The organism is Allostreptomyces psammosilenae (genome assembly GCF_013407765.1).
GTDB lineage: Bacteria > Actinomycetota > Actinomycetes > Streptomycetales > Streptomycetaceae > Allostreptomyces > Allostreptomyces psammosilenae.
Window position 1 is genome coordinate 3,452,027 of sequence record NZ_JACBZD010000001.1, and the last position, 24,096, is coordinate 3,476,122.

At 69.9% G+C, this 24,096-nt stretch carries 19 protein-coding genes and 1 tRNA gene; 18 read left to right on the forward strand and 2 right to left on the reverse strand.

Annotation, left to right across the window (positions count from 1 at the left end):
- The first annotated feature begins 6 nt into the window (after nt 1-6).
- Together FHU37_RS14220 and FHU37_RS14225 are read left to right on the forward strand one after the other, a co-directional pair.
- Nucleotides 7-435, forward strand: a complete 429-nt coding sequence (locus FHU37_RS14220) for a MaoC family dehydratase (protein WP_179814541.1) — start codon at nt 7-9, stop codon at nt 433-435.
- Nucleotides 436-586: 151 nt separating this feature from the next.
- Nucleotides 587-1,654 (forward strand): UDP-N-acetylmuramate dehydrogenase, encoded by a 1,068-nt coding sequence (locus FHU37_RS14225; RefSeq protein WP_179814542.1) that lies wholly within the window; start codon nt 587-589, stop codon nt 1,652-1,654.
- A gap of 26 nt (nt 1,655-1,680) precedes the next feature.
- Here the strand turns inward: FHU37_RS14225 and FHU37_RS14230 are convergent, their stop codons facing one another.
- Both FHU37_RS14230 and FHU37_RS14235 read right to left on the reverse strand, forming a co-directional pair.
- A complete protein-coding gene (locus tag FHU37_RS14230; protein ID WP_179814543.1) occupies nt 1,681-2,922 on the reverse strand; it encodes an adenosine deaminase in 1,242 nt (413 codons plus the stop codon).
- 403 nt (nt 2,923-3,325) lie between these two features.
- Nucleotides 3,326-4,567 carry a pyridoxal phosphate-dependent aminotransferase gene (locus FHU37_RS14235; RefSeq protein ID WP_179814544.1) on the reverse strand — a complete coding sequence of 414 codons (1,242 nt, stop codon included), beginning with the start codon at nt 4,565-4,567 and terminating at the stop codon, nt 3,326-3,328.
- 344 nt (nt 4,568-4,911) lie between these two features.
- On the opposite strand from FHU37_RS14235, the gene FHU37_RS14240 reads away from it, so the two are divergent.
- The 16 genes from FHU37_RS14240 (at nt 4,912) to rplC (ending at nt 24,095) form a co-directional block, all read left to right on the forward strand.
- Nucleotides 4,912-4,984: transfer RNA gene (locus FHU37_RS14240), tRNA-Trp, on the forward strand.
- 66 nt (nt 4,985-5,050) lie between these two features.
- Nucleotides 5,051-5,314 (forward strand): preprotein translocase subunit SecE, encoded by a 264-nt coding sequence (gene secE / locus FHU37_RS14245; protein ID WP_312892769.1) that lies wholly within the window; start codon nt 5,051-5,053, stop codon nt 5,312-5,314.
- A 94-nt stretch (nt 5,315-5,408) separates the two neighbouring features.
- Nucleotides 5,409-6,230 (forward strand): transcription termination/antitermination protein NusG, encoded by an 822-nt coding sequence (gene nusG, locus FHU37_RS14250; protein ID WP_179814545.1) that lies wholly within the window; start codon nt 5,409-5,411, stop codon nt 6,228-6,230.
- Between the two features lie 190 nt (nt 6,231-6,420).
- The gene (gene rplK / locus FHU37_RS14255) at nt 6,421-6,855 is read left to right on the forward strand and encodes a 50S ribosomal protein L11 (protein WP_179814546.1); all 435 of its coding nucleotides are present in this window, start codon (nt 6,421-6,423) and stop codon (nt 6,853-6,855) included.
- A gap of 116 nt (nt 6,856-6,971) precedes the next feature.
- Complete coding sequence (gene rplA, locus FHU37_RS14260; RefSeq protein WP_179814547.1) at nt 6,972-7,694, forward strand: 50S ribosomal protein L1; 723 nt, start codon at nt 6,972-6,974, stop codon at nt 7,692-7,694.
- A gap of 446 nt (nt 7,695-8,140) precedes the next feature.
- A complete protein-coding gene (rplJ, locus tag FHU37_RS14265) occupies nt 8,141-8,707 on the forward strand; it encodes a 50S ribosomal protein L10 (RefSeq protein ID WP_179814548.1) in 567 nt (188 codons plus the stop codon).
- Between the two features lie 112 nt (nt 8,708-8,819).
- Nucleotides 8,820-9,209: a 50S ribosomal protein L7/L12 gene (gene rplL / locus FHU37_RS14270; RefSeq protein WP_179814549.1), complete on the forward strand. Its 390-nt coding sequence runs from the start codon at nt 8,820-8,822 to the stop codon at nt 9,207-9,209.
- Nucleotides 9,210-10,018: 809 nt separating this feature from the next.
- Entirely contained in the window at nt 10,019-13,489 is a 3,471-nt protein-coding gene (gene rpoB, locus FHU37_RS14275; RefSeq protein WP_179814550.1) for a DNA-directed RNA polymerase subunit beta, read from the forward strand.
- A 133-nt stretch (nt 13,490-13,622) separates the two neighbouring features.
- Nucleotides 13,623-17,498, forward strand: a complete 3,876-nt coding sequence (locus FHU37_RS14280; RefSeq protein WP_179814551.1) for a DNA-directed RNA polymerase subunit beta' — start codon at nt 13,623-13,625, stop codon at nt 17,496-17,498.
- A gap of 86 nt (nt 17,499-17,584) precedes the next feature.
- Nucleotides 17,585-17,788, forward strand: coding sequence for a ribbon-helix-helix protein, CopG family (locus FHU37_RS14285; RefSeq protein WP_179814552.1), 204 nt, complete (start codon nt 17,585-17,587; stop codon nt 17,786-17,788).
- Between the two features lie 375 nt (nt 17,789-18,163).
- Nucleotides 18,164-18,535: a 30S ribosomal protein S12 gene (rpsL, locus tag FHU37_RS14290; RefSeq protein WP_179814553.1), complete on the forward strand. Its 372-nt coding sequence runs from the start codon at nt 18,164-18,166 to the stop codon at nt 18,533-18,535.
- 2 nt (nt 18,536-18,537) lie between these two features.
- Complete coding sequence (gene rpsG, locus FHU37_RS14295) at nt 18,538-19,008, forward strand: 30S ribosomal protein S7 (protein ID WP_179814554.1); 471 nt, start codon at nt 18,538-18,540, stop codon at nt 19,006-19,008.
- Nucleotides 19,009-19,046: 38 nt separating this feature from the next.
- Nucleotides 19,047-21,155, forward strand: a complete 2,109-nt coding sequence (gene fusA, locus FHU37_RS14300; protein ID WP_179814555.1) for an elongation factor G — start codon at nt 19,047-19,049, stop codon at nt 21,153-21,155.
- Between the two features lie 259 nt (nt 21,156-21,414).
- The gene (tuf, locus tag FHU37_RS14305; RefSeq protein WP_179814556.1) at nt 21,415-22,608 is read left to right on the forward strand and encodes an elongation factor Tu; all 1,194 of its coding nucleotides are present in this window, start codon (nt 21,415-21,417) and stop codon (nt 22,606-22,608) included.
- A 519-nt stretch (nt 22,609-23,127) separates the two neighbouring features.
- Nucleotides 23,128-23,436, forward strand: coding sequence for a 30S ribosomal protein S10 (gene rpsJ, locus FHU37_RS14310; protein ID WP_020549238.1), 309 nt, complete (start codon nt 23,128-23,130; stop codon nt 23,434-23,436).
- A 14-nt stretch (nt 23,437-23,450) separates the two neighbouring features.
- A complete protein-coding gene (rplC, locus tag FHU37_RS14315) occupies nt 23,451-24,095 on the forward strand; it encodes a 50S ribosomal protein L3 (RefSeq protein WP_179814557.1) in 645 nt (214 codons plus the stop codon).
- Nucleotide 24,096: the final 1 nt, after the last annotated feature.

The window sequence follows — 24,096 nt, forward strand, 5'->3', positions numbered from 1 at the left end:
CCGATCATGGCTGCCACCGTGCACTTCGACGACGTGGAGGTCGGCACCGAGCTGCCGACCGTGACGGTCCGGGTACGCCGCGAGACGCTGGTGCGCTACGCCGGCGCCGGCGGTGACTTCAACCCGATCCACTGGAACGAGCGCTTCGCCCGCGCCGTCGGCCTGCCCAACGTGATCGCCCACGGCATGTTCACCATGGCCTCGGCGATCCGCGTGGTCACCGACTGGGTCGGCGACCCGGGCGCCCTCGCCGAGTACAGCGTGCGCTTCACCCGCCCGGTGCCGGTGCCGGACGACGACGAGGGCGCCACCGTGGAGCTCTCCGGCAAGGTCGCCGCGAAGCTGGACGACAAGAAGGTCCGCGTCGACCTCGTGGCTCTCCACAACGGCCAGAAGGTGCTGGGCAAGGCCCAGGCCGTGGTCCGGCTCTCCTGACCCGACCTCCCGCACGCGCGGCCCACTCGCGCGTACCGCCCACGCGTCCCACCGACGCGCGTCCCACCCGCGTGTCCCACAGGGCCCCGGCACCGCGCCGGGGCCCTGTGTCGCCAGTGCCGCGCCACGGGCGCCGGTTAGCCTTGCCCCCGTGCAGGTACTCGACAACGCCCCCCTCGCCCCGCTGACCACCTTCCGTCTCGGCGGGCCCGCCCGACGCCTGGTCGTCGCCACCACCGAGGAGGAGGTCACCGCCTGCGCCCGCCGCGCCGACGCCGCCGGCGAACCCCTGCTCCCCATCGGCGGCGGCAGCAACCTGCTGGTCGGCGACGACGGCTTCGACGGCACCGCCCTGCGCATCGCCACCCGCGGGATCCGCATCGACGGCACCACGGTCACCGTGGCCGCCGGGGAGGACTGGGACGGCGTCGTCGCCCGCACCGTGGCCGCCGGGCTGGCCGGCCTGGAGTTCCTCTCCGGCATCCCCGGCTCGGCCGGGGCCACGCCCGTGCAGAACGTCGGGGCCTACGGCCAGGACGTCTCCGCCACCATCGTCGAGGTCACCGCCTGGGACCGGCGGACCGGCGAGACCGTCCGGCTCGACGCGGCCTCCTGCGCCTTCGCCTACCGCCACAGCCTGTTCAAGGAGCTCGCGCTCGCCGGCGAGCAGCGGTACCTCGTGCTGAGCGTGACCTTCGAGCTGGAGCGCGCCGAGGGCCGCTCCGCGCCGATCCGCTACGCGGAGGTGGCCCGCGCCCTGGGAGTGGAGCAGGGCACCCGGGTGGAGCTGGGCACCGCCCGCGAGACGGTGCTCGCGCTCCGACGCGGCAAGGGGATGGTCCTGGACGCCGACGACCACGACACCTGGAGCGCCGGCTCGTTCTTCACCAACCCGGTGCTGGACGCGGAGGGCTTCGCCGCCCTCCGGGAGCGGGTGGCGGCCCGCCTCGGCGACGGCGCCGAGCCGCCGGCCTTCCCGGACGCCGGCGGGCGCACCAAGACCTCCGCCGCCTGGCTGATCGACCGCGCCGGGTTCGGGAAGGGCTACGGCGACGGGCCGGCCCGGCTCTCCACCAAGCACGTGCTGGCGCTGACCAACCGGGGCGGCGCCAAGACCGAGGACGTCCTGGCGCTCGCCCGCGAGGTGCGGGACGGCGTGCGGGAGGTCTTCGGGGTCGAACTCGTCAACGAACCCGTGCTGGTCGGCGCCGAACTGTAGCCGCGTGCCCCCCGCGGGGCGGCGGCTCAGGCCGGCGGGCCGTCCCGGTGCCCGGCGGCCCCGGCGGTGAGGGCCTCCTGCCCGTCGGCGCGCTGGGCGCGGGGGCGCTGCCCGTCGGTGCGCTGGGCGCCGATCCGCGGCGCGCGGTCCCCGGCCACCGCGCCCCCGGCCAGCCAGGCGTCGACATCGGCCAGCAGCGCCTTGCGCACGTCCTCCGGAGCGGTCGAGCCGCGCAGCGACTGCCGGGCCAGCTCCGCCAGTTCGGCGTCGTCGAAACCGTGCACCCGGCGGGCCAGGGCGTACTGGTCGGCCAGCCGCGAGCCGAACAGCAGCGGGTCGTCGGCCCCCAGCGCCACCGGCACCCCGGCCTCGAACAGCCGCCGCAGCGGCACCTGCTCCGGTTCCTCGTACACCCCCAGCGCCACGTTCGACGCCGGACACACCTCGCACACCACCTGCCGATCGGCCAGTTCGGCCATCAGCGCCTCGTCCTCCGCCACCCGCACGCCGTGCCCGATCCGGTCGGCGCGCAGGTCGCGCAGGCAGGCGCGCACGCTCTCCGGGCCGGCCAGCTCCCCGCCGTGCGGGCAGGACAGCAGTCCGGCGCCGCGGGCGATGGCGAAGGCCCGGTCGAAGTCCCGGGCCAGCCCGCGCCGCTCGTCGTTGGAGAGGCCGAAACCGACCACCCCGCGCCCGGCGTAGCGGGCGGCGAGCCGTGCCAGGGTGCGGGCGTCCAGCGGGTGGCGGGTGCGGTTGGCGGCGATCAGGAGGGCGATGCCCACGCCGGTTCGGGCGCTGGCGTCCCGGGCGGCGTCCAGTACGAGCTCCACCACCGGCACCAGCCCGCCCAGCCGTGGCGCGTACGAGGTGGGGTCCACCTGGATCTCCAGCCAGCGCGAGCCGTCCCGCCGCTCGTCCTCGGCGATCTCCAGGATCAGCCGCCGGAAGTCGTCCTCGTCGCGCAGCACCGACCGGGCGATGTCGTAGAGCCGCTGGAACCGGAACCAGCCGCGGGCGTCGGTGGCGCGCATCCGGACGGGGCCGTCCCGGCCGTCCGCCCGGAGGGCGCCGGCGGAGCCGTCGGGGCTCCCGGGGCCGCCGGACGCGCCGGCCGCGGCGAGGGCGTCCGGCAGCCGTACGCCGTGCTTGTCGGCCAGCTCGCGCAGGGTGGCGGGGCGCATCGCGCCGGTGAAGTGCAGGTGCAGATGGGCCTTGGGGAGGGCGCGGACGTCTCGCGGCCCGCTCACCGTCTCGGGAACACGCTCCATCCCCAGATGGTGGGGCATGACACCCGTTTGGTGGGAGAAAACGGCCAAGAATCCCCGTTTCGTGTCGCGCCCGCCGGGGAACGCATTCGCTCCCTACCGGCAGCGCGACGCCGGCATCCCGACGCGGGAGCAGGCCCCACACGTGACGCGCGGGCAAGCGCGCCGTGACGTGGAGGCAGGCGCTCACATGACGCGGGGGCGGTCGCACGCGACCCGGGGGCAGGGCCCACACCCGTCATGTCATGCAGGCCCACTCCCCGTCATGTCATGGACGTGACCCGAGTTGTCCACAGGCAGCGAAAGGGAGGCTGCGCCCCGTCACCCCGAGATGGGATCCTGAAGAAGGGGGTCCAAAAGCCCCCCAAGGGGGGGTTGGAGGGCTTTTGGGGCCCGCGCTCCAGCGCTACCGCGCCTCGGCCAGCAGCTTCTGCAGCCGGGAGACGCCCTCCACCAGGTCGTCGTCGCCCAGCGCGTAGGAAAGCCGCAGGTAGCCCGGGGTGCCGAACGCCTCACCCGGCACGACCGCGACCTCCGCCTCCTCCAGGATCAGCTCGGCCAGCTCCGTGGTGGTGGCCGGGCGCCGGCCGCGGATCTCCTTGCCCAGCAGCGCCTTCACCGACGGGTACGCGTAGAACGCGCCCTCCGGCTCCGGGCACTCCACCCCGGGGATCTCGTTCAGCATCCGCACGATCGTCCGCCGCCGCCGGTCGAAGGCGGTCCGCATCTCGGCCACCGCCGCCAGGTCGCCGGAGACCGCCGCCAGGGCCGCCGCCTGCGCCACGTTGCTCACGTTCGAGGTGGCGTGCGACTGGAGGTTCGCGGCGGCCTTCACCACGTCCTTCGGGCCGATCAGCCAGCCGACCCGCCAGCCGGTCATCGCGTACGTCTTCGCCACGCCGTTGACCACCACGCAGCGGTCCGCCAGCTCGGGCACCACCACGGGCAGCGAGGTGAACCGGGCCTCGCCGTACACCAGGTGCTCGTAGATCTCGTCGGTGAGCACCCACAGCCCGTGCTCGGCGGCCCAGCGGCCGATCGCCTCGACCTGCTCGCGCGGGTACACGGCGCCGGTCGGGTTGGACGGGGAGACGAACAGCAGCACCTTGGTGCGCTCGGTGCGGGCCGCCTCCAGCTGCTCCACGCTCACCCGGTAACCGGTGGACTCGTCGGCCACCACCTCCACCGGCACGCCGCCGGCCAGCCGGATCGACTCCGGGTAGGTGGTCCAGTACGGCGCGGGCACGATGACCTCGTCGCCCGGGTCCAGCAGGGTGGCGAACGCCTCGTAGATGGCCTGCTTGCCGCCGTTGGTCACCAGCACCTGCGCGGGCTCCACCCGGTAGCCGGAGTCCCGCAGGGTCTTCGCCGCGATCGCCTCCCGGAGCTCGGGCAGGCCGCCGGCCGGGGTGTAGCGGTGGAAGCGCGGGTTGGCGCACGCCTCCACGGCCGCGGCGACGATGTAGTCGGGCGTGGGGAAGTCGGGCTCGCCGGCGCCGAAGCCGATCACCGGGCGGCCGGCCGCCTTGAGCGCCTTGGCCTTGGCGTCCACGGCGAGGGTGGCGGACTCCGCGATGGCGCCGACGCGGGCCGAGACGCGGCGGGGCGAGGCCGGGCTGGACTGGGGCTGCGATGAAGCTGCGGTCATGGGACCAATCGTTCCAGACGGGACATCGCCCGACACATCGCGCCGCCCGGCCCCCGCGCCACCACGTGCCCGTGTCGTCCCCCACGGCTGCCCGTGTCGTCCCCCACGGCCCGGAAACCGGACCTGAACGCCCGGGCCGAGCCCTCTCCCGCCCCTCCGCGTGCCCTTTCCGTGCCCGTTTCCCCCTGTTTGGCGGGCCGTCCCCGGCCGTTCGCGAAGAACGGGTTCGACCGCGGCGGCCCGGAGCACGTACACTCAACGCTCGTCGGCACCCCGTAGTGATCTGCTCGCGTCCCGCTCCTTCGCCCGGAGCGGCGCATGCGGTAGGTTGGGGAGCGCTACAAAGGGCAATAGCTCAATTGGTAGAGCACTGGTCTCCAAAACCAGCGGTTGGGGGTTCGAGTCCCTCTTGCCCTGCTATACGCATCCGGACCGGGTGTGTCCCATGAGGCAGGCCGGCACATAGACACACGGGTGAGGACAGTGACGGAGACGATGGGCTCCACCGCTACCCCTGAGCGGGAGCCGGAGAAGAAGAGGCAGCGCGAGCGCCGGCCTGGCCTGTTCGCGCGCCTTCGTCTTTTCCTGCGTCAGATCGTCGCGGAGTTGCGGAAGGTCGTCTGGCCGACCCGCAACCAGCTGGTGACGTACACGACGGTGGTCATCGTCTTCGTCCTCATCGTCCTGGCCATCGTGTCCGTCCTGGACTGGGTCTTCAGCAGGGGCGTCTTCGCCATCTTCGGCTGAGCACCGCTCCCCGCTGTCACAGCCAGACCACAGACCGGCGCGGTGCCGCTCGCCACACCTCGTTCCACGTCCCATCCAGGAAGAAGCAGCCACCGTGTCAGACCCCAACCTGTACGACGCCGACCAGCCCGTCGAGGAGACGGACGCCGTGTCGGAGCAGTCGGAGCAGGCCGCGGACGCCGCTCCGGTCGAGGCCGCAGCCGCTGACGAGGGGGCCGGCACGTCCGGGGCCGAGCTGGAGCCCGAGCAGGCCGCCGAGGACGCCGAGCCCGGCGAGGAGCAGCCGGCCGCGCCCGAGCAGCCCAAGAGCGACCCGCTCACCGAGTTCCGCGAGGAGCTGCGCCGTCTGCCCGGCGAGTGGTACGTGATCCACACCTACGCGGGCTACGAGAACCGCGTGAAGTCCAACCTGGAGACCCGCGCGGTCTCGCTGAACATGGAGGACTACATCTTCCAGGCCGAGGTGCCGCAGGAAGAGGTCGTCCAGATCAAGAACAGCGAGCGCAAGCGGGTCAAGCAGAACAAGCTGCCCAGCTACGTGCTGGTCCGCATGGAGCTGACCAACGAGTCCTGGGGTGTGGTCCGCAACACCCCCGGCGTCACCGGCTTCGTCGGCAACGCCTACGACCCGTACCCGCTGACCCTCGACGAGGTCGTCAAGATGCTGGCGCCCGAGGTCGAGGAGGCCGCCGCGGCCGCCGCCGGCGAGGCCGCGCCCGCCGGCCGCCAGGTGGAGGTCCAGGTCCTCGACTTCGAGGTCGGCGACTCGGTCACCGTCATCGACGGCCCCTTCGCCACCATGCAGGCCACCATCAACGAGATCCACGCCGACGCCAAGAAGATCAAGGGCCTGGTGGAGATCTTCGGCCGGGAGACCCCGGTGGAGCTCTCCTTCGACCAGATCACCAAGAACTGACCGAGGCGTCGCGACACCTCACGACCTACCGGACGGGTCGGGTGGACCGACCGGGGCGAAGGCCCCGGCGGACCCGCCCGACCTGCTCGGTTTTCGGCCACGGACGCCCACGCGTTATCGTGGTCGGCTGTGTGCCCGGGCCGAGTCCAACGGCACGGGCATCTTCCTCACAAGAAGGACCCGGAGAGACATGCCTCCCAAGAAGAAGAAGGTCACGGGGCTCATCAAGCTCCAGATCCAGGCCGGTGCCGCGAACCCGGCCCCGCCGGTCGGCCCCGCGCTGGGTCAGCACGGCGTGAACATCATGGAGTTCTGCAAGGCGTACAACGCCGCCACCGAGTCGCAGCGCGGCATGGTGGTCCCGGTGGAGATCACGGTCTACGAGGACCGTTCCTTCACCTTCGTCACCAAGACCCCGCCGGCCGCCAAGCTGATCCTCAAGGCCGCGGGCGTGGAGAAGGGCTCCGGCGAGCCGCACAAGACCAAGGTCGCGAAGATCACCCGCGAGCAGGTCCGCGAGATCGCCACCACCAAGATGCCCGACCTGAACGCCAACGACCTGGACCAGGCCGAGAAGATCATCGCCGGCACCGCCCGGTCGATGGGCGTGACCGTCGAGGGCTGACGCCCCCGGGCAGGCCCGTCGCCCCGCCGCGGCACACGGCGACGACGGGCTGAAGTGGAAGGGCCACGCGCTGGCCCGTGCCACCACGACTCCACAACCATCCTCAGGAGCAGCAAGTGAAGCGCAGCAAGACCTACCGCGAGGCGGCCGCCCAGGTCGACCGCGAGCGGCTGTACGGCCCGCTCGAGGCCGCGCGTCTCGCCAAGGAGACGAGCAAGGCCAAGTTCGACGCCACCGTCGAGGTGGCCATGCGTCTGGGCGTCGACCCGCGCAAGGCCGACCAGATGGTCCGCAGCACCGTGAGCCTTCCGCACGGCACCGGCAAGACCGCCCGGGTCCTGGTCTTCGCGACCGGTGACCGCGCGGAGGCCGCGCGTGCTGCCGGCGCCGACATCGTCGGCGCCGACGAGCTGATCGACGAGGTCAGCAAGGGCCGTCTGGACTTCGACGCCGTCGTCGCCACCCCGGACCTGATGGGCAAGGTCGGCCGCCTCGGCCGCGTGCTCGGTCCCCGTGGCCTGATGCCGAACCCGAAGACCGGCACGGTCACCCCGGACGTGGCCAAGGCCGTCACCGAGATCAAGGGCGGCAAGATCGAGTTCCGGGTCGACCGGCACTCGAACCTGCACTTCATCATCGGCAAGGCGTCCTTCGACGTCGAGAAGCTGGTGGAGAACTACGGCGCCGCGCTGGAGGAGATCCTGCGCGCCAAGCCGTCCGCCGCCAAGGGCCGCTACATCAAGAAGGTGACCTTCACCACCACGATGGGCCCGGGCATCCCGGTCGACCCCAACCGCACCCGCAACCTGCTGGCCGAGGAAGACCCGCTGGCGGTCTGACCCGTCCCGCTCCGGTGAGGGGGCGCGCGTACTCTGCCGAGTGCGCGCGCCCCCTCAGCGCGTTCCCGGCCGCCCGGGGCCCCGGCGGACGGCCCTCGCGACCGTGGCCGGTGTGCGGTCCGTCGATTTGGCCCTCCTCCCGCTCGCTTGCTAGTCTGACCGGAGCCAAAGACCGCTGGTCGTTGCTGCGCGCCCCCTGATGGGTCGGTGCGCAGTCGCCGAAGGATCCGTGGAGCACGGACGGCCTGCGCAGGTGTAGTGGAAGTTCCTCCCCGTGCCCTTGCCCAGCAAGGGCCGCGTGTGGAGAGGTACGCCCCGTGCGCCTGCGCCGGGGCGTTTTTGCTGTCTCCTTCCGTGCCCCGGCCGACCGGCGAGCGCACCCGGCACACGGCCGGCCCCGAACCGGGCCGGCGAGTCACCATCACCCGGAAGGAGGCGTGAGGCTCATGGCAACGTCTGACAAGACTGCCGCGGTCGCGGAGCTCACGGACAAGTTCCGCAGCTCCAACGCGGCCGTGCTGACCGAGTACCGCGGTCTCACCGTGGCCCAGCTCAAGGAGCTGCGCCGCTCGCTCGGTGAGAACGCGCAGTACGCCGTGGTGAAGAACACGCTGACCAAGATCGCCGCCAACCAGGCCGGCATCACCCAGTTCGACGAGCTCCTCCAGGGCCCGTCGGCCGTCGCCTTCGTCACCGGTGACCCGGTGGAGGCGGCGAAGGGCCTGCGCAACTTCGCCAAGGACCACCCCGCCCTCGTCATCAAGGGCGGTGTCCTGGACGGCGCCGCGCTGTCCGCCGAGGACATCAACAAGCTCGCGGACCTCGAGTCCCGTGAGGTTCTGCTCGCCAAGGTGGCGGGCGCCGTGCAGGGCACGCTGGCCAAGGCCGCCGCTCTGTTCCAGGCCCCGCTGTCGCAGTTCGTGCGCACCGCGGACGCGCTCCGCGAGAAGCGCGAGGGCGAGGAGGGCGGTGCCGGCACCCCGGCTCCCGCCGAGGCCACCGAGGCGGAGTGATCCTCCGGGCGTCAGCCCGGTGCTCCACGCCGCCGAACGGCCACGCGGGCGTCGTTAAGCCCGCCCCACCACACCACCCGGCACCAGCCGATTGATCAGGAAGGACGCCATCATGGCGCAGCTCACCGTCGAGGAGCTCCTCGAGCAGTTCGAGAACCTCACCCTCATCCAGCTTTCCGAGTTCGTGAAGGCCTTCGAGGAGAAGTTCGACGTCAAGGCCGCCGCTCCGGCCGCCGTGGTCGCCGCCGCCCCGGGTGCCCCGGGTGCCGCTGCCGCCGAGGTCGAGGAGCAGGACGAGTTCGACGTCATCCTCGAGTCGGCCGGCGACAAGAAGATCCAGGTCATCAAGGAGGTCCGCGCCCTGACCTCCCTCGGTCTGAAGGAGGCCAAGGACCTGGTGGACGGCGCCCCGAAGCCGCTGCTGGAGAAGGTCAACAAGGAGGCCGCGGACAAGGCCAAGGAGGCCCTGGAGAAGGCTGGCGCCACCGTCACCGTCAAGTGACCCCAGCGCTTCGCTGACGCCCCTCCTCGGGCGTTCTCCACCGCCCTCACGCGGTGTCCGGAGCCGGGGGCGGCCATCCCAGTGGTGGCCGCCCCCGGCTCCGCCGTTTTCCGGCGCCCCGGCCGTCCGGCCCCCGCCCCGGCCCCGCCCCGGCCCCGCCCCGGCCCCGCCCCGGTCGCGGCCCCGCGCCGGCCCCCGGCCCCGCCCGGGGGAGGGGGCACGCGTGATCCTCGGGCTGTCGGTCGGCCCGGGTAGGGTGGTGCCCACAGCGAGCCCCGGCAGGGGGTGGGGCGGCGGCTCGGGCGCCCCGGCGCCGTCGCGGCGTCCGGTGGCAGCGCCGCCCGGGCCCGCCTTCCGGCGGCGCGCCGGCCGGGTCGTGACGGGCTGTGAAAACGGCCGCAACCCGGGGCCCTTGACGAGAACGCGTCGCCCGCGCGATTCTCAGGGCAGCCGCGGTCCGGGTGCAGCTCCGAGGAATGGAACGGCCCGATTCCGGGGATAGTGGTTCCAGGACGGCACGGCACACCCCGGGCGAGGCGGCTCGAGGGCAGGTGGAAGGGCCGTCCGACGACGGGCAGTACGAAGACGGTTCGATCACCCACCCGAGGGGGTATCGATCAGGGCGCAGACAGGAGCTGGACAGCAGTGTGCCTAGTGGCTACACTGTCCCTTTGCGCTGCCTGTTACCTGCTCCGTGACCCGTCGCCCGGGGCATGTCCTCCGCCATGCGGGCCCCCACCTGGGGTTTCGCTGCCGCGCTGAGGGCTGGTATGCGCGTAGTGAGTCCGAGCCCTCGGAAGGACCCCCTCTTGGCCGCCTCGCGCAACGCCTCGAACAACCCCGCCCACGCACCGCTCCGCATCTCCTTCGCGAAGATCCGCGAGCCCCTCGAGGTCCCGAACCTCCTCGCCCTGCAGACCGAGAGCTTCGACTGGCTGCTCGGGAACGCGGCGTGGAAGGCTCGCGTCGAGGCCGCGATCGAGTCGGGTCAGAGCGTGCCCGAGAAGTCCGGGCTGGAGGAGATCTTCGAGGAGATCTCCCCGATCGAGGACTTCTCCGGCTCGATGTCGCTGACTTTCCGCGACCACCGCTTCGAGCCTCCGAAGAACTCCATCGACGAGTGCAAGGAGCGCGACTTCACCTACGCCGCACCGCTCTTCGTCACCGCCGAGTTCACCAACAACGAGACCGGTGAGATCAAGTCCCAGACGGTCTTCATGGGCGACTTCCCGCTCATGACCAACAAGGGCACCTTCATCATCAACGGCACCGAGCGTGTCGTCGTCTCGCAGCTGGTGCGCTCGCCGGGCGTCTACTTCGACTCCTCGGTCGACAAGACCTCCGACAAGGACGTCTTCAGCGCCAAGGTGATCCCCTCCCGGGGCGCCTGGCTGGAGCTGGAGATCGACAAGCGCGACACCGTCGGTGTCCGCATCGACCGCAAGCGCAAGCAGTCGGTCACCGTGCTGCTCAAGGCGCTGGGCTGGACCTCCGAGCAGATCCTGGAGGAGTTCGGCGAGTACGAGTCGATGCGCACCACCCTGGAGAAGGACCACACCCAGGGGCAGGACGACGCGCTGCTGGACATCTACCGCAAGCTGCGCCCGGGTGAGCCGCCGACGCGCGAGGCCGCCCAGACGCTGCTGGAGAACCTCTACTTCAACCCCAAGCGCTACGACCTGGCCAAGGTCGGCCGCTACAAGGTCAACCGCAAGCTGGGCATCGACCAGCCGCTGGACGCCGGCGTGCTGACCGTCGAGGACGTCATCGCCACCATCAAGTACCTCGTCAAGCTGCACGCCGGCGAGGAGGAGATGGTCGGCGAGAACGGCCGCACGATCGTGGTCGAGGTGGACGACATCGACCACTTCGGCAACCGTCGCCTGCGCAACGTCGGCGAGCTCATCCAGAACCAGGTCCGCACCGGTCTGGCCCGGATGGAGCGCGTCGTCCGCGAGCGGATGACCACCCAGGACGTCGAGGCGATCACGCCGCAGACCCTGATCAACATCCGGCCGGTCGTCGCCTCCATCAAGGAGTTCTTCGGCACCAGCCAGCTGTCCCAGTTCATGGACCAGACCAACCCGATCTCGGGCCTGACCCACAAGCGCCGCCTGTCGGCGCTCGGTCCGGGTGGTCTCTCCCGTGAGCGGGCCGGCTTCGAGGTCCGTGACGTGCACCCGTCCCACTACGGCCGGATGTGCCCGATCGAGACCCCGGAAGGCCCGAACATCGGTCTGATCGGTTCGCTGGCCTCCTACGGCCGGGTCAACGCCTTCGGCTTCGTCGAGACGCCCTACCGCAAGGTCGTCGACGGCCGGGTCACGGACGACGTCCACTACCTGACCGCCGACGAGGAGGACCGCTACGTCATCGCCCAGGCGAACGCCCCGCTGACCGGCGACAACCACTTCGCCGAGGACCGCGTGCTGGTCCGCCGCCGCGGCGGCGAGATCGAGCTGGTCCCGGGCGGCGAGGTCGACTACATGGACGTCTCGCCGCGCCAGATGGTGTCGGTCGCGACCGCCATGATCCCGTTCCTGGAGCACGACGACGCCAACCGCGCCCTGATGGGCGCGAACATGATGCGCCAGGCCGTGCCGCTGCTGAAGGCGGAGTCCCCGCTGGTCGGCACCGGCATGGAGTACCGCGCCGCGGTCGACGCCGGTGACGTGATCACCGCCGAGAAGCCGGGCGTGGTCCAGGAGGTCTCCGCCGACTACGTCACGGTCGCCAACGACGACGGCACGTACACCACCTACCGCGCCGCGAAGTTCCAGCGCTCCAACCAGGGCACCGCCTTCAACCAGAAGGTCCTGGTGGACGAGGGCGTGCGGGTGGAGGCCGGCCAGGTGCTCGCCGACGGGCCGTGCACCGAGGACGGCGAGATGGCGCTCGGCAAGAACCTCCTGGTGGCGTTCATGCCGTGGGAGGGCCACAACTACGAGGACGCCATCATCCTCAGCCAGCGCCTCGTCCAGGACGACGTGCTCTCCTCGATCCACATCGAGGAGCACGAGGTCGACGCCCGCGACACCAAGCTGGGCCCGGAGGAGATCACCCGGGACATCCCGAACGTCTCCGAGGAGGTCCTCGCCGACCTCGACGAGCGCGGCATCATCCGGATCGGCGCCGACGTCGTCCCCGGCGACATCCTGGTCGGCAAGGTCACGCCCAAGGGCGAGACCGAGCTGACCCCGGAGGAGCGCCTGCTCCGCGCGATCTTCGGCGAGAAGGCCCGCGAGGTCCGCGACACCTCCCTGAAGGTGCCGCACGGCGAGCGCGGCAAGGTCATCGGCGTGCGCGTCTTCGACCGCGACGAGGGCGACGAGCTGCCCCCGGGCGTGAACCAGCTCGTGCGCGTCTACGTCGCGCAGAAGCGCAAGATCACCGACGGTGACAAGCTCGCCGGCCGCCACGGCAACAAGGGCGTCATCTCCAAGATCCTCCCGGTCGAGGACATGCCATTCATGGAGGACGGCACCCCGGTCGACATCGTGCTCAACCCGCTCGGTGTCCCCTCCCGGATGAACCCCGGCCAGGTCATGGAGACGCACCTCGGCTGGCTGGCCAAGGCCGGCTGGAAGGTCGAGGGCGACGACGCGGAGTGGAAGCGGCGGCTGCGCGCCATCGGCGCCGACCACGTCGAGCCCGACACCAACGTCGCCACCCCGGTGTTCGACGGTGCCCGGGAGGACGAGCTGTCCGGTCTGCTCGGCTCGACCATCCCCAACCGCGACGGCGACCGGATGGTGCAGCCGTCCGGCAAGGCCCGGCTGTTCGACGGCCGCTCCGGCGAGCCGTTCCCCGAGCCGATCTCGGTCGGCTACATGTACATCCTCAAGCTCCACCACCTGGTGGACGACAAGCTGCACGCCCGCTCGACCGGCCCGTACTCGATGATCACGCAGCAGCCGCTGGGTGGTAAGGCGCAGTTCGGTGGCCAGCGCTTCGGCGAGATGGAGGTGTGGGCCCTGGAGGCGTACGGCGCCGCCTACGCGCTGCAGGAGCTGCTCACCATCAAGTCCGACGACGTGCTCGGCCGCGTGAAGGTCTACGAGGCGATCGTCAAGGGCGAGAACATCCCCGAGCCCGGCATCCCCGAGTCCTTCAAGGTGCTCATCAAGGAGATGCAGTCGCTCTGCCTCAACGTGGAGGTGCTGTCCAGCGACGGTATGTCGATCGAGATGCGCGACACCGACGAGGACGTCTTCCGCGCTGCGGAGGAACTGGGTATCGACCTGTCCCGGCGCGAGCCGAGCAGCGTCGAAGAGGTCTGACGGGTCGGCGGGGGAGCGGCACATCCGCCGCTCCCCCGCCCTCCCCGGACCCGTTCGGACCATGAGGACACTTCCCAACCGGGCTCCCGACACCCGGGCGGGATGGAAACCCTGAAAGAGGGATTGACGACAAGTGCTCGACGTCAACTTCTTCGACGAGCTGCGAATCGGCCTGGCGACCGCCGAGAACATCCGGCAGTGGTCGCACGGCGAGGTCAAGAAGCCCGAGACCATCAACTACCGCACCCTGAAGCCCGAGAAGGACGGCCTCTTCTGCGAGAAGATCTTCGGCCCCACCCGGGACTGGGAGTGCTACTGCGGCAAGTACAAGCGCGTCCGCTTCAAGGGCATCATCTGTGAGCGCTGCGGCGTCGAGGTGACCCGCGCCAAGGTGCGCCGCGAGCGGATGGGCCACATCGAGCTGGCCGCCCCGGTCACCCACATCTGGTACTTCAAGGGCGTGCCGAGCCGCCTCGGCTACCTGCTGGACCTGGCGCCGAAGGACCTGGAGAAGGTCATCTACTTCGCCGCCTACATGATCACCTGGGTGGACGACGAGCGCCGCCAGCGCGACCTGCCGTCCCTGGAGGCCAACGTCTCCGTGGAGCGGCAGCAGATCGAGCAGCGCCGCGACGCCGACCTGGAGGCCCGGCAGAAGAAGCTGGAGTCCGACCTGGCCGAGCTGGAGGCCGAGGGCGCCAAGGCGGACCAGCGCCGCAAGGTGCGCGAGGGCGCCGAGCGCGAGATGAAGCAGCTCCGCGACCGCGCCCAGCGGGAGCTGGACCGCCTGGACGAGGTCTGGGCCCGGTTCAAGAACCTCAAGGTCCAGGACCTCGAGGGCGACGAGCTGCTCTACCGCGAGCTGCGCGACCGCTTCGGCACCTACTTCTCCGGCGGCATGGGCGCCGCGGCGCTGCAGAAGCGCCTGGAGTCCTTCGACCTGGAGGAGGAGGCCGAGAAGCTCCGCGAGGTCATCCGCACCGGCAAGGGCCAGAAGAAGACCCGCGCCCTGAAGCGGCTCAAGGTGGTCTCCGCGTTCCTGCAGACCTCCAACAGCCCGAACGGCATGGTGCTGGACTGCGTCCCGGTGATCCCGCCGGACCTGCGTCCGATGGTGCAGCTGGACGGTGGCCGCTTCGCGACCTCCGACCTGAACGACCTGTACCGCCGGGTGATCAACCGGAACAACCGGCTGAAGCGTCTGCTCGACCTCGGCGCGCCCGAGATCATCGTGAACAACGAGAAGCGGATGCTGCAGGAGGCCGTCGACGCGCTGTTCGACAACGGCCGCCGCGGCCGTCCGGTCACCGGCCCGGGCAACCGTCCGCTGAAGTCGCTCAGCGACATGCTCAAGGGCAAGCAGGGCCGCTTCCGGCAGAACCTGCTCGGCAAGCGCGTCGACTACTCGGCGCGTTCGGTCATCGTCGTCGGCCCGCAGCTCAAGCTGCACCAGTGCGGCCTGCCCAAGGACATGGCGCTGGAGCTGTTCAAGCCGTTCGTGATGAAGCGCCTGGTGGACCTCAACCACGCGCAGAACATCAAGTCGGCCAAGCGCATGGTCGAGCGCGCCCGCCCGGTGGTGTGGGACGTCCTCGAAGAGGTCATCGCCGAGCACCCGGTGCTGCTCAACCGCGCGCCCACCCTGCACCGTCTGGGCATCCAGGCCTTCGAGCCGCAGCTGGTCGAGGGCAAGGCCATCCAGATCCACCCGCTGGTCTGCACCGCGTTCAACGCGGACTTCGACGGTGACCAGATGGCCGTGCACCTGCCGCTGTCCGCGGAGGCGCAGGCCGAGGCCCGGATCCTGATGCTGTCCAGCAACAACATCCTCAAGCCGGCGGACGGCCGGCCGGTCACCATGCCCACCCAGGACATGGTCCTCGGCCTGTTCTTCCTGACCTCCGAGCGCGAGGACATGCGCGGCGAGGGCCGGGCGTTCACCTCCACCGCCGAGGCCCTGATGGCCTTCGACGCGCGGGAGCTGGACATCCAGGCCAAGATCGACCTGCGCTTCCCGGCCGGCCTGGTGCCGCCGCGCGGCTGGACCGCGCCGGAGGACTGGGAGCCGGGCGACCCGGTGCGCCTGCGCACCACCCTGGGCCGGGCGCTCTTCAACGAGCTGCTGCCGGCGGACTACCCGTTCGTCGACCACGTGGTGGGCAAGAAGCAGCTCTCCGCGATCGTCAACGACCTGGCCGAGCGGTACCCGAAGGTCACCGTGGCGGCGACGCTGGACAACCTGAAGGCGGCCGGTTTCCACTGGGCCACCCGCTCCGGTGTCACCATCGCGGTCTCCGACATCGTGGTGCCGCCCTCCAAGCAGCAGATCCTGGAGGGCTACGAGGCCCAGGCCGCCAAGGTCGACAAGCAGTACGAGCGCGGTCTGATCACCAAGGACGAGCGCACGCAGGAAGCCATCGGCATCTGGAACAAGGCGACCAACGAGGTCGCCGAGGCGATGAGCGCCAACTTCCCGAAGACCAACCCGATCTTCATGATGGTCGACTCGGGTGCCCGAGGGAACATGATGCAGATGCGCCAGATCGCCGGTATGCGCGGTCTGGTGTCCAACGCCAAGAACGAGACCATCCCGCGTCCGATCAAGGCGTCCTTCCGCGAGGGCCTGTCCGTGGTGGAGTACTTCATCTCGACCCACGGTGCCCGCAAGGGCCTGGCGGACACCGCCCTGCGCACCGCCGACTCCGGTTACCTCACCCGGCGTCTGGTGGACGTCTCGCAGGACGTGATCATCCGCGAGGAGGACTGCGGCACCGAGCGCGGTCTGAAGCTGAAGATCGCCGAGACCGGTCCGGACGGCGTGCTGCGCAAGGCCGACGACGTCGAGACCAGCGTGTACGCGCGCTGCCTCGCCGAGGACGTCGTGGTCGACGGCAAGGTGCTGGCCTCGGCCGGCACCGACCTGGGCGACGTGCTGATCGACGAGCTGGTCCGCGGCGGCGTGGACGAGGTGAAGGTCCGCTCCGTGCTGACCTGCGACTCGGCCGTCGGCACCTGCGCGATGTGCTACGGCCGTTCGCTGGCCACCGGCAAGCTGGTGGACATCGGCGAGGCGGTCGGCATCATCGCCGCCCAGTCCATCGGTGAGCCCGGTACCCAGCTGACCATGCGGACCTTCCACACCGGTGGTGTGGCGGGTGACGACATCACCCAGGGGCTGCCGCGTGTCGTCGAGCTCTTCGAGGCCCGCACCCCCAAGGGTGTGGCCCCGATCAGCGAGGCGGCCGGCCGGGTGCGCATCGAGGAGACCGAGAAGACCAAGAAGGTCGTCGTGGTGCCGGACGACGGGACCGAGGAGGTCGCCTACGGCGTCTCCAAGCGGGCCCGCCTGCTGGTCACCGAGGGCGACCACGTCGAGGTCGGCCAGAAGCTCACCGTCGGTGCCACCAACCCGCACGACGTGCTGCGCATCCTCGGCCAGCGCGCCGTCCAGGTCCACCTGGTCGGCGAGGTGCAGAAGGTGTACACCTCGCAGGGCGTGTCGATCCACGACAAGCACATCGAGATCATCATCCGGCAGATGCTCCGCCGGGTGACGATCATCGAGTCGGGCGACGCCGAGCTGCTGCCCGGCGAGCTGGTCGAGCGGGGCCGCTTCGAGAGCGAGAACCGCCGCGTGGTGGCCGAGGGCGGATCGCCCGCCTCCGGTCGTCCGCAGCTGATGGGTATCACCAAGGCGTCGCTGGCCACGGACTCGTGGCTGTCGGCGGCCTCCTTCCAGGAGACGACGCGGGTGCTCACCGACGCGGCGATGAACGCCAAGTCGGACCCGCTGCTGGGCCTGAAGGAGAACGTGATCATCGGTAAGCTCATCCCGGCCGGCACGGGCCTGTCCCGCTACCGGAACATCCGGGTGGAGCCGACCGAGGAGGCGAAGGCCGCGATGTACTCGACCGTCGGGTACGAGGACATCGACTACTCGCCCTTCGGCGCCGGCTCCGGCCAGGCGGTCCCGCTGGAGGACTACGACTACGGTCCGTACAACGGCTGACCCGGTCACGCACCACCCCGCGGGGCGGACTCCCACCAGGGAGCCCGCCCCGCGGGCGTTGGGTGATGTTGTGGTAACACTGCGGCATGTTGATGAAGATCCAACTGCCGGACTCCACCCGTGAAGCCCTGTGCCGGCTGGCGGAGGAGAAGGAGACCAGCGTTCAGCAGCTCGTGCGGCAGGCCCTCGACGAGTACCTGGCGCGGAACGGGCAGCGCGTGGAGGTGCGCGAGGCGGCCCGGCGGTATGCGGAGCGGCATCGGGACCTCCTCGATCGACTGGGCGACTGACGGGTGTCCCACCCGCCATGCCCAGGCGCTTTACCGTTTTGACTGGGCTGGTCATGGCGGATACGCTCTGACCTTGTGCCTGGGGTGTCCCCGGGTCCTTTGTGCGTTCAGGCGACCGGTCGCCGCCTCCGCCACACCACCCCCGCTGCCACCAGGGCTTTCACCCTGCTGGAGGGTGCGGGGGACGGGTGCCGGGTGGGTGGAGCGTGCCGAAGGATTCGAGTCTCCATGACCTCTCCGGTGTGCGGAGCAGGGTGGAATCCAGCCGACACGCCCGACCTCGTGGGTCGGAAAGCAGCCCTCGGGCTGCGGTGGACGCGCTGGAGGACGTTCCGGGTTAGCCCAACTACTTGGCACGAGGAAGACGGAGTCGCGGTGCCTACGATTCAGCAGCTGGTCCGAAAGGGCCGCAAGGAAAAGGTCGTCAAGACCAATACCCCGGCGCTCAAGGGCAGCCCCCAGCGGCGTGGGACCTGCTCCCGCGTCTACACCACGACCCCGAAGAAGCCGAACTCGGCTCTGCGCAAGGTCGCGCGTGTGAAGCTGAGCAGCGGCATCGAGGTCACCGCGTACATCCCGGGTGAGGGTCACAACCTGCAGGAGCACTCGATCGTGCTGGTGCGCGGCGGTCGTGTGAAGGACCTGCCGGGTGTCCGCTACAAGATCGTCCGCGGGTCGCTCGACACGCAGGGTGTGAAGAACCGCAAGCAGGCTCGTAGCCGCTACGGCGCCAAGAAGGAGAAGTAAGCATGCCTCGCAAGGGCCCGGCCCCGAAGCGACCGGTCATCGTCGACCCGGTCTACAACTCGCCGCTTGTCACCTCGCTGGTGAACAAGGTCCTGCTGAACGGCAAGCGCTCCACCGCCGAGCGGATCGTCTACGGCGCGCTCGAGGGTGCTCGCGAGAAGACCGGCAACGACCCGGTCGTCACGCTGAAGCGCGCCCTGGAGAACGTCAAGCCGACGCTTGAGGTGCGTTCCCGCCGTGTCGGTGGCGCCACCTACCAGGTCCCGGTCGAGGTGCGTCCCGGCCGCTCCACCACGCTGGCGCTGCGCTGGCTGGTCGGCTACTCCCGCGCCCGTCGTGAGAAGACCATGACCGAGCGCCTGATGAACGAGATCCTCGACGCCAGCAACGGCCTCGGCGCTTCGGTGAAGCGTCGCGAGGACACGCACAAGATGGCCGAGTCCAACAAGGCCTTCGCGCACTACCGCTGGTAGTCGTCGAGCCCCATCGCGAGAGAGAGATCTGAGCCACCATGGCCACCACCGCTCTTGACCTGGCCAAGGTCCGCAACATCGGGATCATGGCCCACATCGACGCGGGCAAGACCACCACCACCGAGCGCATCCTCTTCTACACCGGTGTCACGTACAAGATCGGTGAGGTCCACGAGGGCGCGGCCACGATGGACTGGATGAAGCAGGAGCAGGAGCGCGGCATCACCATCACGTCCGCCGCGACGACCTGCCACTGGCCGCTGGACGGTGTCGACCACACCATCAACATCATCGACACCCCCGGCCACGTCGACTTCACCGTCGAGGTGGAGCGTTCGCTGCGGGTGCTCGACGGTGCCGTGACCGTGTTCGACGGCGTGGCCGGCGTGGAGCCGCAGTCCGAGACCGTGTGGCGCCAGGCCGACCGGTACAACGTCCCGCGGATCTGCTTCGTCAACAAGCTGGACCGCACCGGTGCGGACTTCTTCCGCTGCGTCGACATGATCTCGGACCGCCTGGGTGCCACCCCGCTGGTCATGCAGCTGCCGATCGGCGCCGAGGCGGACTTCGCCGGCGTCGTCGACCTGGTGCAGATGAAGGCCCTGGTGTGGTCGGCCGAGGCCGCCATGGGCGAGATGTACGACGTCGTCGACATCCCGGCCGACCTCGCCGACCAGGCCGCGGAGTACCGCGAGAAGCTGCTGGAGACCGTCGCCGAGGGCGACGAGATCCTGATGGAGCAGTACCTGGAGGGCAACGAGCCCTCGCAGGAGGAGCTCATCGCGGGCATCCGCCGGGCCACCATCGCCGGCAACCTCACCCCGGTGTTCTGCGGCACCGCGTTCAAGAACAAGGGCGTGCAGCCCCTGCTGGACGCGATCGTGCGCTACCTGCCGACGCCGCTGGACATCGAGGCCATCGAGGGCCACAAGGTCGGCGACGAGGAGACGGTGCTGCACCGCAAGGCGAGCGCCGAGGAGCCCTTCTCCGGCCTGGCCTTCAAGATCATGAGCGACCCCCACCTGGGCAAGCTCACCTACGTCCGGGTGTACTCCGGTGTCCTGGAGGCGGGCACGCAGGTGCTCAACTCCGTCAAGGGCAAGAAGGAGCGCATCGGCAAGATCTACCGCATGCACGCCAACAAGCGTGAGGAGATCTCGTCGGTGTCGGCGGGCGACATCGTCGCGGTGATGGGTCTGAAGGACACCACCACCGGTGAGACGCTGTGCGACTCGGCGAACCCGATCATCCTCGAGTCCATGAACTTCCCGGACCCGGTCATCCGCGTGGCGATCGAGCCGAAGTCCAAGGGCGACCAGGAGAAGCTCGGCGTGGCGATCCAGCGCCTCGCCGAGGAGGACCCCTCCTTCCAGGTCCACACGGACGAGGAGACCGGCCAGACGATCATCGCCGGCATGGGCGAGCTGCACCTCGAGGTGCTGGTCTCGCGCATGCAGGAGGAGTTCCGGGTCGAGGCCAACATCGGCAAGCCGCAGGTGGCCTACCGCGAGACCATCCGCAAGGCGGTCGAGCGGATCGACTACACCCACAAGAAGCAGACGGGTGGCTCCGGCCAGTTCGCGAAGGTGCAGATCGCCCTGGAGCCCCTGGAGGGCACCGAGGGTACCTACGAGTTCGTGAACAAGGTCACCGGTGGCCGCATCCCGCGGGAGTACATCCCGTCGGTGGACGCCGGTGCCCAGGAGGCCATGGAGTTCGGCGTGCTCGCCGGCTACCCGATGGTGGGCGTCCGGGTGACCCTGCTCGACGGTGCCTACCACGAGGTGGACTCCTCCGAGCTGGCGTTCAAGATCGCCGGTTCGATGGCGTTCAAGGAGGGTGCCCGCAAGGCCTCGCCGGTCCTGCTGGAGCCGATGATGGCCGTCGAGGTCACCACGCCCGAGGACTACATGGGTGACGTGATCGGCGACCTGAACTCCCGCCGTGGCCAGATCCAGGCCATGGAGGAGCGCAGCGGCGCCCGTGTCGTCAAGGCCCTCGTCCCGCTGTCCGAGATGTTCGGCTACGTGGGCGACCTGCGCAGCAAGACCTCCGGTCGGGCTGCGTACTCCATGCAGTTCGACTCCTACGCCGAGGTTCCCCGGAACGTCGCCGAGGAGATCATCGCCAAGGCCAAGGGCGAGTAAGCCCGCGGTGTAGTCCGGGGGAGGGACGTGCCCTCCCCCGGACCGGCGCCGTAGGCTGGAGCTCGGGACAAAGGTGCGCGAAGTCTACAATTCCGGCAGGATTCGGACGGTCGTATCGGTGTCCCCGGCCACTGGCCCGGTCGCCAGCTGAGCATCCGGCAATCGGAGCGGTCTCCACTCCGTTGGCGGGCGCTCCGATTGCCCACAAGAACCACCTGACGTCGTACGGCGTACAGAACCAGTCCACAGGAGGACCCCAGTGGCGAAGGCGAAGTTCGAGCGGACTAAGCCGCACGTCAACATCGGCACCATCGGTCACGTCGACCACGGTAAGACCACCCTTACCGCGGCGATCACCCGTGTGCTGCACGACGCGTACCCGGACCTGAACCCCTTCACGCCGTTCGACGAGATCGACAAGGCGCCGGAGGAGCGTCAGCGCGGTATCACCATCTCCATCGCGCACGTCGAGTACCAGACGGAGAACCGTCACTACGCGCACGTCGACTGCCCGGGTCACGCCGACTACATCAAGAACATGATCACCGGTGCCGCCCAGATGGACGGCGCGATCCTGGTGGTCGCGGCGACCGACGGCCCGATGCCGCAGACCAAGGAGCACGTGCTCCTGGCCCGCCAGGCCGGCGTGCCGTACATCGTGGTGGCCCTGAACAAGGCCGACATGGTGGACGACGAGGAGATCATGGAGCTCGTCGAGCTCGAGGTCCGTGAGCTGCTCTCCGAGTACGAGTACCCGGGCGACGACCTGCCGGTCGTGCGCGTCTCCGCGCTGAAGGCGCTCGAGGGCGACAAGGAGTGGGGCGAGAAGCTCCTCGGCCTGCTCGCCGCCGTCGACGAGTCCGTCCCGACCCCGGAGCGCGACGTCGACAAGCCGTTCCTCATGCCGATCGAGGACGTCTTCACCATCACCGGTCGCGGTACGGTCGTCACCGGCCGTATCGAGCGCGGTGTCCTCAAGGTGAACGAGGAGGTGGAGATCGTCGGTATCCGCGAGGCCAAGACGAAGACCACCGTCACCGGCATCGAGATGTTCCGCAAGCTCCTCGACGAGGGCCAGGCCGGTGAGAACGTCGGTCTGCTGCTGCGCGGCATCAAGCGCGAGGACGTCGAGCGCGGCCAGGTCGTCGTGAAGCCGAACTCGATCACCCCGCACACCGAGTTCGAGGCCCAGGTCTACATCCTGTCCAAGGACGAGGGTGGCCGCCACACGCCGTTCTTCAACAACTACCGTCCGCAGTTCTACTTCCGGACCACGGACGTGACCGGCGTGGTGACCCTCCCCGAGGGCACCGAGATGGTCATGCCGGGCGACAACACCACCATGTCGGTCCAGCTGATCCAGCCGATCGCCATGGAGGAGGGCCTGCGGTTCACCGTCCGCGAGGGCGGCCGCACCGTCGGCGCCGGCCAGGTCATCAAGATCACCAAGTGATCTAGGCAACCCGTGCGGCGGGCCCCGCACCCCCTTCCGGGGGGCGGGGCCCGTCGCCGTGTTCGCCCTGTTCAGCCACCTCGCCGCGACGCGGCGCCCCGATTGGCGATCTTCACTCCGACTAGGGCATACTGTTCGGGTTGCTCGGTTGAGTGCCGATGCGCCGCGCCTCCCGCCGGGAGGACCGGAAGCGAGTCCCATCGCATTCGTCGCCCCAGACGTGGGCGGAAGTGCGGGAATCTCCCGGGAAGCGGGGCAGGCGTTCGACCTGGCGCCCGGCGGGTATCCGCTCGCCGGACCCTGCGGTCGTTTCGGCCGCTGCCGAGCCGCTCGACCTCGTACGAGCCGGCGGACGCACCCCCAGGGGATCTGCCCGGGGTGATGTGCGGAGCGCAGCGCGACACGCCCGACCGCGTGGGTCGGTCGAGCGGGATGCGGCAGCGGGGTGCCGCCGGTTCCTCCGCCCGGAGGTGCCGGTCAGTAGGGGCGACATTCCGAGAGAAGGACTGTTACGTAGCCATGGCGGGACAGAAGATCCGCATCCGGCTCAAGGCCTACGACCACGAGGTCATCGACTCCTCGGCGAAGAAGATCGTCGAGACGGTGACGCGTACTGGTGCGCAGGTCGCGGGCCCGGTGCCGCTGCCGACCGAGAAGAACGTGTACTGCGTCATCCGCTCGCCGCACAAGTACAAGGACTCGCGCGAGCACTTCGAGATGCGCACGCACAAGCGCCTCATCGACATTCTCGACCCCACCCCCAAGACGGTTGACTCGCTGATGCGTCTCGACCTGCCGGCGGGTGTCGACATCGAGATCAAGCTCTAAGGGGCGCACGGGAGATGGCTAAGCAGATTAAGGGCGTCCTGGGCGAGAAGCTCGGCATGACCCAGGTCTGGGACGAGAACAACCGCGTCGTGCCGGTGACCGTCGTCAAGGCCGGGCCCTGCGTCGTGACCCAGGTCCGTACCGAGGACAACGACGGCTACTCCGCCGTCCAGATCGCCTTCGGCGAGATCGACCCGCGCAAGGTGAACAAGCCCCTCAAGGGCCACTTCGACAAGGCCGGCGTCACCCCGCGCCGCCACCTGGTCGAGCTGCGCACCTCCGACGCCAGCGAGTACACGCTCGGCCAGGAAGTCACCGCCGAGGTGTTCGAGGCCGGTGCCCGGGTCGACGTGACCGGCACCAGCAAGGGCAAGGGCACCGCCGGTGTCATGAAGCGGCACGGTTTCCGCGGTCTGGGCGCCGGTCACGGCACCCAGGCGAAGCACCGTTCGCCGGGCTCCATCGGTGGCTGCGCCACCCCGGGCCGCGTGTTCAAGGGCCTGCGCATGGCTGGCCGCATGGGCAACGAGCGCGTCTCGATCCAGAACCTGACCGTCCACGCCGTTGACGCGGAGAAGGGACTGCTGCTCATCAAGGGCGCGGTTCCCGGCCCGAACGGCGGCCTCGTCCTGGTCCGCACCGCGGCCAAGGGGGCGTGAA

Excerpts from the sequence above, each read along its gene's own strand:
- FHU37_RS14220 (WP_179814541.1), top strand. The coding sequence starts at position 7 with ATGGCTGCCACCGTGCACTTCGACGACGTGGAGGTCGGCACCGAGCTG.
- FHU37_RS14230 (WP_179814543.1), bottom strand. The coding sequence starts at position 2,922 with ATGGAGCGTGTTCCCGAGACGGTGAGCGGGCCGCGAGACGTCCGCGCC.
- FHU37_RS14235 (WP_179814544.1), bottom strand. The coding sequence starts at position 4,567 with ATGACCGCAGCTTCATCGCAGCCCCAGTCCAGCCCGGCCTCGCCCCGC.
- rplK (WP_179814546.1), top strand. The coding sequence starts at position 6,421 with ATGCCTCCCAAGAAGAAGAAGGTCACGGGGCTCATCAAGCTCCAGATC.
- rplJ (WP_179814548.1), top strand. The coding sequence starts at position 8,141 with ATGGCAACGTCTGACAAGACTGCCGCGGTCGCGGAGCTCACGGACAAG.
- rplL (WP_179814549.1), top strand. The coding sequence starts at position 8,820 with ATGGCGCAGCTCACCGTCGAGGAGCTCCTCGAGCAGTTCGAGAACCTC.
- FHU37_RS14285 (WP_179814552.1), top strand. The coding sequence starts at position 17,585 with ATGTTGATGAAGATCCAACTGCCGGACTCCACCCGTGAAGCCCTGTGC.
- rpsG (WP_179814554.1), top strand. The coding sequence starts at position 18,538 with ATGCCTCGCAAGGGCCCGGCCCCGAAGCGACCGGTCATCGTCGACCCG.
- fusA (WP_179814555.1), top strand. The coding sequence starts at position 19,047 with ATGGCCACCACCGCTCTTGACCTGGCCAAGGTCCGCAACATCGGGATC.
- rpsJ (WP_020549238.1), top strand. The coding sequence starts at position 23,128 with ATGGCGGGACAGAAGATCCGCATCCGGCTCAAGGCCTACGACCACGAG.
- rplC (WP_179814557.1), top strand. The coding sequence starts at position 23,451 with ATGGCTAAGCAGATTAAGGGCGTCCTGGGCGAGAAGCTCGGCATGACC.